Origin of the sequence: Roseibium hamelinense (assembly GCF_007830545.1) — a bacterium.
GTDB classification, from domain to species: domain Bacteria; phylum Pseudomonadota; class Alphaproteobacteria; order Rhizobiales; family Stappiaceae; genus Roseibium; species Roseibium hamelinense.
The window spans coordinates 106,112-119,398 of the sequence record NZ_VLLF01000009.1 but is presented as its reverse complement, the minus strand read 5'-3'; the positions used below and the strand labels follow the sequence as shown (position 1 = coordinate 119,398).

The 13,287-nt window shown below is 54.2% G+C and carries 12 protein-coding genes, 1 other RNA gene and 1 pseudogene; 8 read left to right on the top strand and 6 right to left on the bottom strand.

Annotation, left to right across the window (positions count from 1 at the left end):
• From JM93_RS17445 to JM93_RS17430, 4 genes are all read right to left on the bottom strand, one after another.
• The gene (locus tag JM93_RS17445; RefSeq protein WP_145346047.1) at positions 1 to 651 is read right to left on the bottom strand and encodes a thiamine phosphate synthase; all 651 of its coding nucleotides are present in this window, start codon (positions 649 to 651) and stop codon (positions 1 to 3) included.
• 114 nt (positions 652 to 765) lie between these two features.
• A complete protein-coding gene (fba, locus tag JM93_RS17440; protein WP_145346045.1) occupies positions 766 to 1,833 on the bottom strand; it encodes a class II fructose-bisphosphate aldolase in 1,068 nt (355 codons plus the stop codon).
• 250 nt (positions 1,834 to 2,083) lie between these two features.
• Positions 2,084 to 3,277 carry a phosphoglycerate kinase gene (locus JM93_RS17435; protein ID WP_145346043.1) on the bottom strand — a complete coding sequence of 398 codons (1,194 nt, stop codon included), beginning with the start codon at positions 3,275 to 3,277 and terminating at the stop codon, positions 2,084 to 2,086.
• Positions 3,278 to 3,299: 22 nt separating this feature from the next.
• Positions 3,300 to 3,923, bottom strand: a complete 624-nt coding sequence (locus JM93_RS17430) for a LysE family transporter (RefSeq protein ID WP_145346041.1) — start codon at positions 3,921 to 3,923, stop codon at positions 3,300 to 3,302.
• Positions 3,924 to 4,178: 255 nt separating this feature from the next.
• On the opposite strand from JM93_RS17430, the pseudogene JM93_RS17425 reads away from it, so the two are divergent.
• Both JM93_RS17425 and JM93_RS17420 read left to right on the top strand, forming a co-directional pair.
• A pseudogene (locus JM93_RS17425) lies at positions 4,179 to 4,930 on the top strand (IS5 family transposase); the annotation flags it as partial.
• 1,147 nt (positions 4,931 to 6,077) lie between these two features.
• Positions 6,078 to 6,269: a hypothetical protein gene (locus JM93_RS17420; RefSeq protein ID WP_170230725.1), complete on the top strand. Its 192-nt coding sequence runs from the start codon at positions 6,078 to 6,080 to the stop codon at positions 6,267 to 6,269.
• Positions 6,270 to 6,447: 178 nt separating this feature from the next.
• Here the strand turns inward: JM93_RS17420 and gap are convergent, their stop codons facing one another.
• Together gap and tkt are read right to left on the bottom strand one after the other, a co-directional pair.
• The gene (gene gap, locus JM93_RS17415) at positions 6,448 to 7,458 is read right to left on the bottom strand and encodes a type I glyceraldehyde-3-phosphate dehydrogenase (protein ID WP_145346037.1); all 1,011 of its coding nucleotides are present in this window, start codon (positions 7,456 to 7,458) and stop codon (positions 6,448 to 6,450) included.
• Positions 7,459 to 7,575: 117 nt separating this feature from the next.
• The gene (gene tkt / locus JM93_RS17410) at positions 7,576 to 9,573 is read right to left on the bottom strand and encodes a transketolase (RefSeq protein WP_145346035.1); all 1,998 of its coding nucleotides are present in this window, start codon (positions 9,571 to 9,573) and stop codon (positions 7,576 to 7,578) included.
• 412 nt (positions 9,574 to 9,985) lie between these two features.
• Here tkt and JM93_RS17405 point away from each other — a divergent pair, with 412 nt between their 5' ends.
• The 6 genes from JM93_RS17405 to JM93_RS17380 all read left to right on the top strand — a co-directional run bounded on the left by JM93_RS17405 (position 9,986) and on the right by JM93_RS17380 (position 13,215).
• Positions 9,986 to 10,282, top strand: coding sequence for a DUF4164 domain-containing protein (locus JM93_RS17405; RefSeq protein ID WP_145346033.1), 297 nt, complete (start codon positions 9,986 to 9,988; stop codon positions 10,280 to 10,282).
• A gap of 3 nt (positions 10,283 to 10,285) precedes the next feature.
• Positions 10,286 to 10,657: a cell division protein ZapA gene (locus JM93_RS17400; RefSeq protein ID WP_145346030.1), complete on the top strand. Its 372-nt coding sequence runs from the start codon at positions 10,286 to 10,288 to the stop codon at positions 10,655 to 10,657.
• A gap of 67 nt (positions 10,658 to 10,724) precedes the next feature.
• Positions 10,725 to 10,880, top strand: a non-coding RNA gene (ssrS, locus tag JM93_RS17395) — 6S RNA.
• 31 nt (positions 10,881 to 10,911) lie between these two features.
• Positions 10,912 to 11,526 (top strand): 5-formyltetrahydrofolate cyclo-ligase, encoded by a 615-nt coding sequence (locus JM93_RS17390; protein WP_145346028.1) that lies wholly within the window; start codon positions 10,912 to 10,914, stop codon positions 11,524 to 11,526.
• Complete coding sequence (locus JM93_RS17385; RefSeq protein ID WP_145346026.1) at positions 11,523 to 12,353, top strand: TIGR00282 family metallophosphoesterase; 831 nt, start codon at positions 11,523 to 11,525, stop codon at positions 12,351 to 12,353. Before JM93_RS17390 ends, JM93_RS17385 begins: the two co-directional genes overlap by 4 nt.
• Before the next feature lie 115 nt (positions 12,354 to 12,468).
• Positions 12,469 to 13,215 (top strand): YebC/PmpR family DNA-binding transcriptional regulator, encoded by a 747-nt coding sequence (locus JM93_RS17380; protein WP_145346024.1) that lies wholly within the window; start codon positions 12,469 to 12,471, stop codon positions 13,213 to 13,215.
• Positions 13,216 to 13,287 lie beyond the last annotated feature (72 nt).

Genomic DNA, 13,287 nt, shown 5'->3' with positions numbered 1-13,287 from the left:
TCAGTTTTCGTCCTCGAAAGGATAGTCTTCTAGGATCGTATTTATTGCAGCCACAGCAGATGCCGGACCGTCCGCATGCTGCCAGACTGCGTCTTTCATTGCTATGAAATCCGCGCCAGTTTCTGCGGCAATTTCAGCTGAACGGACAGTATTCCCGGCAAGGGCAACGCAGGGTGTTTCAAACAGATCTGCCCACCATTGAGCGCGGGCGATTGTTTTTGCATGTGGATCTTCCTTTTCCGGCAAATCGAGCCTGCCGTAAAAAAGGTAATCAATCCCGGTTTCTGCCCACTCCATGTCTTCGTGCTTCAGTTTTGTTCCGCCAGCGCCGACGATGCGTGAAGGCTGGAGACTTTCAACTGCGAGTTTTACGTCCTCCAAGGACGTTTCGATCTGCGCTCCGTCGGCTCCTGCGCGGCCCGCCACTTGGGTGTCGCCATATATGAGTGCAGCAGCGCCACCCTCTTGAATAATCGGCACCAGCTGCTCAGCCGCAGCTTGGAGCTCTTTGGAACTCGCGCTCGGCATGTATATGAGAACACTTGCGACATCTCCGCCCTGAAAAGCCGCTTTCAATTCTATTGCCAGCTTGCCCGGCTCAAAACGGGTAGGAGTGACAAGAAACAAACGTGGTCGGTTCACAAAAGACATCCACTTCGGCAAGAAAGCTGGCTGGCGCCAATTGGTTTGTGTTTGTTGTCCCTAAAGACAGCAAAAGAGGGACGCAAGGCCCCTCAGTCGCAAACATTCCAGAAAGTGTAATTGTCAGCCGATTTTAGGGTCCAAGCTGCCATCTTTGTATTTCGCAGCCATTTCGCCAACTGTGGCAACCCGTTTGATCTTTGAAGCCTGGCCCGCTGTGTTAAAAGCTTCAAGCCGCTCTTTGCAGAGTTTTTGCATCGCTTCGCGCGCCGGCTTCAAATACTTCCGTGGGTCAAATTCGCCAGGGTTTTCAGCGAGGATCTTTCTGATCTGGCCGGTCATGGCCATCCTGTTGTCGGTATCGATGTTGATCTTACGAACGCCGTTTTTGATGCCGCGTTGAATTTCGTTGACCGGAACACCCCAGGTTTGGGGCATCTCGCCACCATACTGGTTTATGATGTCCTGAAGATCTTGCGGAACGGAAGAGGAGCCGTGCATTACCAGATGTGTGTCCGGCAGCCGGCGATGGATCTCTTCGATCACGTGCATGGCAAGAATGTCGCCGTCGGGCTTGCGGGTAAACTTGTAGGCTCCGTGGCTTGTTCCCATAGCAATGGCCAGTGCGTCGACTTTTGTTTCTTGCACGAATTTTACGGCCTCTTCAGGGTCGGTCAAAAGCTGGTCGTGGCTCAACTTGCCTTCCGCGCCGTGGCCGTCTTCCTTGTCGCCCATGCCCGTCTCCAAAGAGCCAAGCACACCCAGTTCGCCCTCGACCGAGATGCCGCCAAGATGGGCTATGTCGGTAACGGTTTTTGTTACCCCTACATTGTAGGTCCAATCGGCAGGCGTTTTACCGTCTGCTTCGAGCGAGCCATCCATCATAACCGAAGTAAAACCCGCCTGGATGGCCGTCATGCAGGTGGAAGGTGCGTTGCCATGGTCGAGATGCACACATACAGGAATGTGAGGGTAGATTTCGGTGACCGCGTCCATCATGTGTTTTAGCATCACGTCGTGCGCGTACGCACGTGCGCCCCGGGAGGCCTGAATGATGACAGGAGAGTCCGTTTCATCCGCCGCCGCCATGATTGCAAGCGCTTGTTCCATGTTGTTGATGTTAAACGCGGGAACCCCGTAGTCATATTCGGCGGCATGTTCGAGCAGTTGCCGGAGGGTGATACGAGCCATAAACGTCTCCCATGGTCCAGGCTGTCAGCACTCCGGCGTACCGGTTTGGCATAACATCCATATTGCATTGCATCTTTTCGAAAGCGTTCTAGCAAAATGCAGCCGAGATGGAAGACAGCTGAACGGTGCCTAAATCAATTAAATTCCAAAAACTTGCATGTTTTTTTGCGCCTCGGAGATCACGCAGGGGTAGGTAAAGACTACAGGCCAAATAAAAAAGCCTGGCGTAAACCAGGCGTTTTTGAAGATATTAGTTTTTAAGGGCTTCCACGCCGGGCAATTTCTTGCCTTCCAGCCATTCAAGAAAAGCCCCCCCGGCCGTTGAAACGTAGGAAAATGCTTCAGCCGCACCCGCATGGTTCAACGCCGCTACGGTGTCACCGCCGCCGGCGACGGAATTTAAGTTGCCTGAAATAGTTCGGTCCGCCGCATGTTTGGCCGCTGCAACAGTTGCCTGATCGAACGGAGCGATTTCAAAAGCGCCGAGTGGACCGTTCCAGACCAGCGTTTGCGCAGTGTCTATCTTGCCTTGTACAGATTTAATGGTGGCCGCCCCCACATCAAGGATCATTGCGTCGGCTGGGATCGCATCCAGAGCGACGGTTTCGTTGGCAGCGCCCGCCTTGAATTCCCTAGCCACAACAGCGTCGACTGGCAGGATAATGTCACAACCGGCCTTGTCTGCTGCGGCCATGATTTTCTTGGCTGTGCCAGCAAGATCGTGTTCGCACAAGGATTTGCCGACATCCACGCCTTTCGCAGCCAGGAAGGTGTTTGCCATTCCCCCGCCAATAACTAGCATTTCGACTTTCGAAACAAGATTCTCGAGAAGGTCGATCTTCGACGACACTTTTGCTCCACCTACTACAGCGAGAACCGGACGTTTTGGATCTCCGAGTGCCGACTGAAGAGCCTCTAGCTCGGCTTGCATGGTTCTGCCCGCAAAGGCAGGTAGGAGCCGTGCTATACCTTCCGTGGAACCGTGGGCGCGGTGTGCCGCGGAAAATGCATCATTGACATAGATGTCGGCGTTCTCGGCCAATGCCTTGGCAAACTCCAGGTCGTTCTTTTCTTCGCCAACGTGGAAACGTGTGTTTTCCAGAAGAAGGACCGACCCGTTTTCCATGGCAGCAATCGCAGCACATGCAACATCGCCTATGCAATCATCGGCGAAGGCAACAGGCTTGCCGAGCAGGTCAGCAACGGCCGGCGCGACGGGCGCTAGGGACATCTCTGCAACACGTTGGCCTTTCGGACGACCGAAGTGGGCGAGAAGGATAACTTTTGCACTTCTGCTCGCTAATTCGGCGATCGTCGGCAGAACACGCTCAATGCGCGTTGCATCCGTGACCTTGCCGCTTTCCATCGGTACATTCAGATCCACGCGGACAAGAACGCGCTTTCCAGCCAGATCCGTTAGGTTGTCGAGTGTTTTGAAAGTCATGGTCTGGTCCTAAAATGCATCATTATGGGCGGGAAGAGTTGGTTGTGGCGGCAAGGCCGATGCCAAACAGCGTCAGCAATACCCCGAAAGACCGTTCCATCCAGATTTTGATCCTCAGGAACGCATTGCGAACCGGCGGAAGTGTGAAGAACAGCGTGACGAACACAAACCACAAAAAGACACCTCCGGCCATAATCGTCCCGTAGCCGACTTTGGTCCACACGCTTGTGTTGGGCGATGTCACTTGCAGGAAAACGCTGAGTGCGAACATCGTGGCTTTGGGGTTCGTAACGTTTGTCAAAAAGCCCCATCGAAGTGCTTTCAGAGGCACCATGCCGGTGTCGGACGGGTCCGATGAAACGTCCGATGAGGCAGTACGGAACATCGTAGCGCCGAGAAAAACCAAATAGGCGGCGCCTATCAGTTTGAGCGCATTGAACAGGAATATGGACTGAGAGACGATCAGCCCGATCCCGGCGATGGCATAAGTCACGTGAACGCCAAGTGCCAATGCGATCCCCAGGGCGGTCATCACTCCAGCCAAGCGCCCGCCAACAAGGGCGTTCCTGAGGACCACGGCAAAATCCGGACCCGGGACAACGGCAACAACAATCGTGAGTGAAATGACAGCAAAAAGCTCAATCATGAAAATCTCTGAATGTGTTTTCGGGCGGGGCCACTGTGGGGCGGGTATTCGTATTTCCATAGTGGTTTTTGTATGCTGAGGACAAGTGCTCCAAAGCGCGGGTCGCTTGAAAAGCTTTTCCCACATGTCATTCCGCGTGACTGAACCTTGCCAATTTCGGATGCGTTGCGGTCTTAGGGTCAAAACTCATTGATAGCATTGATTTGAATTAGCAAATCAGATTCAAGTTTCCAAATCGGTAGTTTGGAGGCTTGTATGGGACACCTGTTTTGGCTGTCGGATGAGCAATGGGCGGCGATCGAGCCGCTTCTGCCGAGGAACAAGGGTGGCGCTCGCAGGGTTGATGATCGCCGGGTTATCTCCGGCATCATTCATGGGCTCAAGGTTGGGTGCCGTTGGTGCGACTGTCCCGAAGAGTATGGTCCTTCGACCACAATCTACAATCGCTTCAACCGCTGGTCCCGCAAACGCTTCTGGATCGATCTTGTCGAGGGACTGGCCATCTGCGGCGCGGTGACGAAAAGCACGTCCATCGACAGCACTTACGTCAAGGCGCATCGCTCGGCGCACGGCGGTAAAGGGGGGCGAAAAATTAGGCTATCGGGCCGTCACGGGGCGGGTAAACGACGAAGATCCACGCCCTTACCGACGTGATTGGCCGTCCTTTCGCGTTCATGCTGACTGGCGGCAATGCCGCAGACAGTCCGGTTGCGCCGCATCTGCTGGCCGGCTTGAAGGGGGCAAGGTACCTGCTCGCTGACAAAGGATACGATGCCAACAGCTTGCGCAGACATCTGCGCCAGCGCGCAATCATCCCGGTCATTCCCGGCCGCTCAAATCGAAAGCGCGTCATTCGCTACGACGCCAAGCGCTACAAGAGCCGCCATCTCATCGAAAACGCCTTCTGCCGCCTCAAGGACTTCCGGCGCGTCGCAACCCGATACGACAAACTCGCCAGGAACTTCCTGTCCGCTGTCGCACTCGCAACACTCGTCGCATTCTGGATAGGATTGAGCCTGAACCCAAATAGTGCATTCAAATCTTCCGATAAATATGGTCGACAGTTGTCGAATAAAGACTATCAAATGCTTCTGAATACAACTGGGTCAGTGACTAGATTAAAGCATAGGGAAACGGCGTCAGAATTGCGTAAATACTCAATGCAATTTGCGGAACTCATAAAAAGATGTGAAGATCCTAGCATATCCAAGGCCAGCAAACTTAAATTTGCGGAAGTCATTCATATCTTGCAGCATGTGCCAGCGGACAGTGCGTTGCAACACCTTCTGCAGACTGAGGCGGGAGGCGCTCCCGGGGCGAGCACTACAGAACTGAACCAACGACAGCGCGCCCTAAAAACTGCACAATTCGGGATTCAGCACGCTGTTACTCCGCCGGACATTCACACTCTCATGATGCCGGTCTACGCCAAGGTCATCGCTGCACGGATCAACGATCCGACAAGCAAATTGCATAATCCAAACGAGGTGGAGGTCCTGAACGGGCTACAACAGTTCCCGCAGTTTTCCGAGTTCATGTTGCAGGCGGGCGGACGGTTCAATCCAGACTATGGCCTGACCGAGCGCGGGACGCACGAGAACTTTTCGAGTTTTGCAGGCCAATTTGTCGAAAATTTCTGCAATCATCATGGCATCGGCGACGGCGCACAAATTGGACTTGCATTGACGGACTTCTTAAAATCGGCTGCTCAGATGATGGCGGCGGATGCCGGAGTTCCTCAAAATAGTGACCAAAAAATCGCGCTCGAACAGGCGTACAGCACCGCAGTTGATGTCCTGAAGATGTTGATCCGAAAAGGAATGAGCAGTACTGCCCGCTCAGGACCAGTCACGGGCCCGGCCGACGCGAAAATGCCTCTGGGGAATGATATCCAACACTCAATTCAATCAATTGTCAGCTATGCTGAGCCAGAAGAAATTCAATCCGCCGATGTTATCGATCCTTCGGAATCGAGCAGGCGCCCTGATTCTCCTGAGGCCTTGTTAAAGAAGTGTCTGTTGAGCATGATCGGTACGGTGACAGGCGAGGTCGCTCCGATGACAAAAACAGACATACAAAGAATGGCTCTGAAGGCCGATGACGCGGCCCTGGGTTCACTTCAGCGTTAGTGAGAGCGATCTGAATGAACAGGCAGTGGCTGGTCAGGAGGCCAAACCGGATTGGGACGGGGTTGAACCTGAAGCCCATGAGCCCGACGGAAACCTGTTGGATCGGGTCCGACTGGATGTCTTGCAGGATCTCTCCGCAGGGATACGCATCCCGAGTGCAGGTGCAGGCGTCGCTCCTGCGGAGGAAAAGTTGGATCTAAACCCCGACGACAATTGATTTTGAATATGTATGGAGCCTGCGACCAGTCTAGAGCCTGCTGATCTGACTGGCGCGCACTCTGTTGTGATTAGCCACAGCTTATGCATTCCTGCGGTGTCACGAAAGCGGGGCTTCTCTAAAAACAACCGGCAGGGCGAACATGCACCCCGCCGGTTGGAATTTCTTCTGCTTGATTTCAGATCAACGTCGCCATGGCGACGGCCGTATCGGCCATGCGGTTGGAAAATCCCCACTCGTTGTCGTACCAGGTCAAAATGCGCACAAATGTGCCATCCATGACTTTGGTCTGGTCCATGTGGAAGACAGAAGAATGCGGATCATGGTTGAAGTCCACGGAAACCAGTGGATCTTCGGTGTAGCCGAGAATGCCTTTCAGCTTGCCGTCAGCGGCCTGCTTGATCGCAGCATTTATCTCTTCAACAGTAGTGGCACGTTTCGCAATAAAGTTGAGGTCTACGACGGACACGTTCGGTGTCGGAACGCGGATTGCAACGCCATCCAGTTTGCCGTTCAGCTCTGGCAGGACCAAGCCAACAGCCTTGGCTGCACCGGTTGAAGTCGGGATCATGGACATGGCCGCAGCGCGGGCTCGATAGAGATCCTTGTGCATGGTGTCCAAGGTCGGCTGATCACCCGTGTAGGAGTGTATCGTGGTCATGAAGCCTTTTTCGATGCCGATGGCGTCATTCAGGACATAAGCAACTGGGGACAGACAGTTGGTTGTGCAAGACGCGTTTGAGACGACAAGGTCGTCTTGTGTTAGCGAGCTGTCGTTCACGCCAAACACGATTGTCTTGTCAGCGCCGGATGCCGGGGCTGAAACAAGCACGCGCTTTGCGCCTGCTTCCAGATGGGCAGAGGCCTTTTCTTTCGCGGTGAAGATACCAGTGCACTCCAGCGCGACGTCGACGCCAAGCTCCCCCCACGGTAAGTCTTTCGGGTCGCGGATGGCGGTCACCTTGATTGGCTTTCCGCTGCCAACCGTGATGGTTTCGCCGTCCACGGTCACTTCAGCCGGAAACCGGCCATGTACCGAATCGTAGCGCAGCAGATGTGCGTTGGTTTCAACTGGCCCAAGATCGTTGATGCCAACCACCTCGATGTCGGTGCGGCCGGATTCAATGATCCCGCGCAGGACATTCCGGCCAATTCGGCCAAATCCATTGATTGCTACCTTGGTAACCATATACTGCTCCCGCGATTTTTAGCGCCAAAGGCTATTTTAGGTGACCGCCAACCGCGGTCCAAAAGGCGGCACGATTGTGCCAAAAGGGGAGCCACCCGCGCCGCGAGCGGCTCTAAATCACGCTGCGTTGTCAGCGAGCTTCGACTTTGCAGCGGCGACAACCGCGTCTGCCGTGATGCCGAAATGCTCGTAGAGAGCCTTGTAGGGGCCACTTGCACCAAATCCGGACATGCCGATAAAGGTGCCGTCGGTGCCAATGAACCGGTCCCAGCCCATACGGATCCCGGCTTCAACTGCGATCCGGATCGGGCTGTTTCCGACTACAGCGGCTTTGTAATCGTCCGACTGTGCTTCAAACAGCTCAAAACAAGGGACCGAAACGACTCGTGCTGAAATGCCTGCTTCAGCGAGCTGGGCGTGAGCGGACGTCGCGATTTCGACTTCGGACCCCGATGCAAACAAAGTCACTTGCGGATCGTCTTCGCTGTCGATCAGAACGTATGCCCCCTTCGCGCAAAGATTGTCCTGCTCAAAAGTCTTGCGTTGTGACGCAAGATTTTGGCGGGTTAATGCCAAAATAGAGGGTGTTTGCTTGGCATTTAACGCCAGCTGCCAGCATTCCAGCGTTTCGGTCACATCTGCGGGACGGAACAACTGCAAGTCTGGGATTGCCCGAAGCGCTGCAAAGTGTTCGACCGGCTGGTGTGTTGGACCGTCTTCGCCGAGGCCGATGGAATCATGGGTCATGACATGAATGACGCGTTGCTTCATTAGCGCCGCAAGCCGGAGGGAAGGGCGGCAATAGTCCGAGAAAATCAGAAAGCCGCCAGAGTAAGGAATAAGCCCACCATGAAGGGCCATCCCGTTCAAGCCGGCTGCCATAGCATGCTCGCGAATCCCCCAGTGTATGTAGCGACCAGAAAAATCTGTCGGCGTGATAGGCGCGGTTTGGCTTGTTTTGGTATTGTTGGACCCTGTTAGATCAGCAGATCCACCAATTGTTTCCGGGACGACGCCGTTTATGACCCCGAGTACAGCTTCTGACGCCTTTCGGGTGGCCATAGTCGGCTGCTCTTCAGCAAGCTTTTTCTTGTAGTCGAGTGTTGCGTTTTCAAATTCCGCCGGCAGATCACCGCGTAAGCGGCGTTCAAACTCGGCTTTGAGTTCGCTATCGGTTTCTGAAAAGCGCTTCTCCCAATCTTTATGCGCACTGGCAGATCTCAGGCCTGCGATGCGCCAGGCATCAAGAACATCGGACGGTATTTCGAACGGTTCATGAGGCCAATTGAGTGCTTCGCGGGTCGCTGCAATTTCATCCGCGCCGAGAGGGGCGCCGTGAACCTTTGCGGTTCCTGACTTCGTCGGAGCCCCAAATCCAATGGTGGTCTTGGCCGCAATGAGCGTCGGCCGATCACTTGACTGCGCCTGGCGGATCGCTGTCGAAATCGCGGACGGGTCATGGCCGTCGACTGCGATCGTATTCCAGCCGGAGGCGGCAAATCGGGCAACCTGGTCAGTCGAATCCGTTATGTCGACACTGCCGTCAATCGAAATACCGTTATCGTCCCAGATCACGATGAGTTTGTTCAGTTTCAAGTGGCCAGCCAGAGACAGCGCCTCTTGGCTGACGCCTTCCATGAGGCAGCCATCACCTGCCAGAACATACGTGAAGTGATCCACGATTTGCTTGCCGAAGCGTTGTTCCTGCAAGCGTTCGGCGATTGCCATTCCGACGGCGTTTCCCAATCCCTGACCAAGCGGGCCGGTTGTGGTTTCAATCCCTGCACCATGTCCGAATTCGGGGTGCCCAGCCGTGCGCGCGCCGAGTTGGCGGAAATTTTTCAGCTCATCCAGTGTAAAGTCTTCGTAGCCCAGAAGATAAAGCAGGCTGTAAAGCAACATTGAGCCGTGACCTGCGGATAGAACGAAGCGGTCTCTGTCCGGCCAATTTGGCGCAGTGGGGTCAAACTTTAAAAACTCTGTGAAAAGGACTGTTGCGATATCAGCCGCACCCATCGGAAGGCCCGGGTGACCAGACTTCGCTTTTTCCACGGCATCGATGGCAAGAAAGCGGACCGCATTTGCCATGCGCTGGTGTTTTTCAAGGTCGGTCATCATGTTCCCGTTTGGTAATTCGGCGCATTTGCCAGTTCAAAAGAGAGCTCCCGGTGCATCGAACATCAAAACTTCAAGCCCGTGTTCTGAGGGTCCGATCCTTGCAATGGAGCGAAAAGCGCTCGACACATAACAGGAACCTTGCCCGAGTCAATAAAGGTCGTTGGCAACGGTTAGCCTTTGTGTTTTGCACGTGGGATTGCGGAAACTCACAGGGGTGCCATTGACGGAGCCTTTTTGAGAGGCCTACTGTTTACCGGTATGTCGAGCATCCAATCAGATATGTGAAGAGGGATCGCGAAGTGCGACTCGCGGCCTTAGTTTGCATATTCCCGTCGAAAATTATGTTCGGCGCGACAATGATAGAAGTGAAGCCAGTAACTTCAAGCTGGATATAGGTTTTTGGTCACCGATGAGTAGCGCGGCACCTTTGTCGGACAACAGTGTGGTAAGTGCTCTGAAACGGCTCAAAGAAGCTGTAGGAACACTAGAGAATTCGGTGCAGCGAAGAATTGAGGCCGATCGATCTGTTAACTCCATGCAGGATGATTTGCAGCGGCTTGGCGAGGATCGCTCCCAGTTGGCTGCAACGCTCGACAAGACGGAGGCGCGAGCTACCAGGTTGGAAGAGGCCAACCGCGATGTTTCACGCCGTTTGGTCTCAGCTATGGAGAGCATACGCGGTGTTTTGGACGCGCATGGAGGGTAAGCCGTGGCTCAGATAAGCGTGACAATCAATGGCCGGTCTTTTAGAATGGCTTGCGACGATGGGGAGGAAGAGCGTCTTGAGGGGCTAGCCGAACGCTTTGATGGCTGGATCAGCGAGCTGCGAGGCGCCTTTGGCGAAATTGGCGATCAACGCCTAACAGTGATGGCCGGCATTATGGCCACCGACCAGCTTTCAGAGCTTGAGAAAAAAGTCGAACGTTTGGAGGCTGAACTTGAAACGGCGCAGTCTCAGCGCCTTGAGGCATTGGAGTATTCCGCTGTTCAAGAAGCCGAAGTCGCTGGCGCAATAAATGATATTGCATCCCAGATTGAAGGCCTTGCGAACGGATTGAGTGCAAGTATCAAACCCACCTAAACATAGTTATGCCACCTGGATTTTAAGCGTTGGTCTGGTCAAACCGGCGTTTGCAAATTATATGGGTTGCTGGCTGCGCGACACGTTAGGAAACATTATCCCCGGGGCCTTAAGCATTCCCTTGGGAGCTGTCCCTGCTTCGGACCGTGGTCTGTTGCACACGGCGCCCACCTACGTCGTAGGTATCCCGGGATTGCAATTCCGACGGTCGGGCGGCTGCTGTTTTTTCACGCTATTTCTGCATTCGAGGCCACATGACATCCAATAGCAGCAGCTTGGCCGTGGCGAAACAATTCCTGAGAAAACAAGCGCTTGAGCGACGGTCTGCTTTGACGGACGCCTTTCGTATTGAGGCCTCTCTGAAGCTCGCAGAGTTTGTAGAGACTCTTGATCTTGCTCCAGATGCGGTAGTGGCTGGTTTTTGGCCAATTCAGAGTGAAATTGACCCCAGGCCTCTCTTGGACGAATTGCGCAAGCGTGGTCACAAATTGTGCCTTCCGGTCGTCGCAGAACCGCATCTGATTTTCAGAGTCTTCCATCGCGACTCTAGCTTTGTTCCGGCCGGTTTCGGCACCTTGGCACCGGGCCCGGAAGCCGAAGAGGTTCGCCCGGATGTGCTCTTAATGCCGCTCGCAGCCTTCGACCGGTCAGGAAACCGGATTGGGTATGGAAAAGGCCACTATGATACGGCAATTGCGGCGCTGGAGAAAAGTGGCCCACTGACTTGTATTGGACTTGCATTTGCAGCTCAGGAAGTCGAGTGCGTTCCAGCTGAAGACCATGACAAGAAATTGACCGGCATATTGAGCGAACAAGGGCTTTTGGCGGCTGATCAGCAAGTTTCGATCATTCGCGAGGACGCCACATGAAAATCCTTTTTCTCGGCGATCTTGTTGGACGGTCCGGTCGGACGGCTGTCATTGAGCGCCTTCCCGATTTGATAGACCACCACCAGCTCGATTTTGTCATTGTGAACGGCGAAAATTCTGCCTCTGGTTTCGGGATTACAGAGAACATACTGCAAGACGTTCTTGATGCCGGTGCAGACGTTGTCACAACCGGTAACCACGTATGGGACCAGCGCGACACGTTGGTTTATATTGAGCGACAGGACCGGCTGTTAAGACCTGCGAATTACCCCATCGGAACACCAGGGCGGGGCGCTCATCTCTTTACTGCGCGAAATGGCGCACGGGTGATGGTCGCCAATGTCATGGGCAGGGTTTATATGGATGCTCTTGATGATCCGTTTGCTGCAATTGATAAGGCCGTTAATGACTGCCCATTAGGCGATGTGGCTGACGCAGTTATCGTGGATGTTCATGCTGAAGCGACTAGTGAGAAGCAGGCAATGGGGCATTTCCTCGATGGACGTGTGAGCCTGGTGGTTGGAACGCATACACATGTCCCAACGGCTGACTACCAAATTCTCGAGGGTGGAACGGCCTATATGTCGGATGCCGGAATGTGCGGCGACTACGACAGCGTGCTGGGGATGGACAAGGAAGAGCCGGTCAGCCGCTTCCAAAGGAAAATTCCGAGCGGGCGCTTTACGCCTGCGCTGGGCGAGGCAACAGTCTGTGGTGTGGCCGTTGAGACTGATGATCGCACCGGTTTGGCAAATGCGGTCGCACCGCTGCGTATTGGGGGTCGGCTTGATCCAGTCCTCCCGCCATTTTGGAATACCGGCACCTGATACACGTTGCCCGTCGGCAGGGCCAATTGACCATAGTGGTGGATTTCGGCGGGCGCTTTGCCTATAAGCGTTCGAAATTTGTGACAACGACATCTGCGATAAGCTGAGAAGACCCATGGCAGGCCATTCAAAATTCAAAAACATCATGCACCGCAAGGGGCGCCAGGACGCCGCCCGGTCTAAGATGTTCTCTAAATTGTCCAAAGAGATCACAGTCGCAGCGAAAATGGGTGATCCGGATCCGGATGCCAACCCGCGGCTTCGTCTTGCCGTTCAGAACGCAAAAGCGCAGTCCATGCCAAAGGACAATATTCAGCGTGCGATCAACAAGTCACAAAGCGGGGATGGCGACAATTACGAAGAGATCCGTTACGAGGGGTACGGCCCGGCCGGAGTTGCTGTTGTCGTGGAAGCGCTGACAGACAACCGGAACCGTTCCGCTTCAAACGTGCGTTCTTATTTCACAAAGTGCGGCGGTTCTTTAGGGGAAACCGGTTCGGTGTCCTTTATATTCGATCGTGTCGGCGAGATCATCTACAAACCCGAAGCGGGCGAAGCAGACGCGGTCCTTGAAGCCGCAGTGGAAGCAGGTGCCGAAGATGTGCAGTCCGATGAAAGTGGGCACACTATCTACACGACCTTCGAAGATTTGAACGAAGTCGGCAAGGCTCTGGAGGCGGCGCTTGGCGAAGCTGAATCCACGAAAATTATTTGGAAGCCACAAAATCTGACACCTGTTGATGCCGAAAAGGCGCAAACGCTCTTCAAGCTGATTGACATGCTGGAAGATGACGATGACGTTCAAAACGTCTATGCGAATTATGATGTTGATGAGGAAACGATGGCTGCGCTGGAAAGCTGAGGCTTTTGTATTTTCGCGAAATCCCCGGCCAATGCCGGGGTTTTTCTTTTTCGGTCCCTTTTGTGCCTGTCT

What these genes read in the sequence shown, in the direction of transcription:
- fba (WP_145346045.1), bottom strand. Translation starts at nt 1,833, where the DNA reads ATGGCTCGTATCACCCTCCGGCAACTGCTCGAACATGCCGCCGAATAT.
- JM93_RS17390 (WP_145346028.1), top strand. Translation starts at nt 10,912, where the DNA reads ATGACATCCAATAGCAGCAGCTTGGCCGTGGCGAAACAATTCCTGAGA.
- JM93_RS17435 (WP_145346043.1), bottom strand. Translation starts at nt 3,277, where the DNA reads ATGACTTTCAAAACACTCGACAACCTAACGGATCTGGCTGGAAAGCGC.
- gap (WP_145346037.1), bottom strand. Translation starts at nt 7,458, where the DNA reads ATGGTTACCAAGGTAGCAATCAATGGATTTGGCCGAATTGGCCGGAAT.
- tkt (WP_145346035.1), bottom strand. Translation starts at nt 9,573, where the DNA reads ATGACCGACCTTGAAAAACACCAGCGCATGGCAAATGCGGTCCGCTTT.
- JM93_RS17405 (WP_145346033.1), top strand. Translation starts at nt 9,986, where the DNA reads ATGAGTAGCGCGGCACCTTTGTCGGACAACAGTGTGGTAAGTGCTCTG.
- JM93_RS17385 (WP_145346026.1), top strand. Translation starts at nt 11,523, where the DNA reads ATGAAAATCCTTTTTCTCGGCGATCTTGTTGGACGGTCCGGTCGGACG.
- JM93_RS17445 (WP_145346047.1), bottom strand. Translation starts at nt 651, where the DNA reads ATGTCTTTTGTGAACCGACCACGTTTGTTTCTTGTCACTCCTACCCGT.
- JM93_RS17430 (WP_145346041.1), bottom strand. Translation starts at nt 3,923, where the DNA reads ATGATTGAGCTTTTTGCTGTCATTTCACTCACGATTGTTGTTGCCGTT.
- JM93_RS17380 (WP_145346024.1), top strand. Translation starts at nt 12,469, where the DNA reads ATGGCAGGCCATTCAAAATTCAAAAACATCATGCACCGCAAGGGGCGC.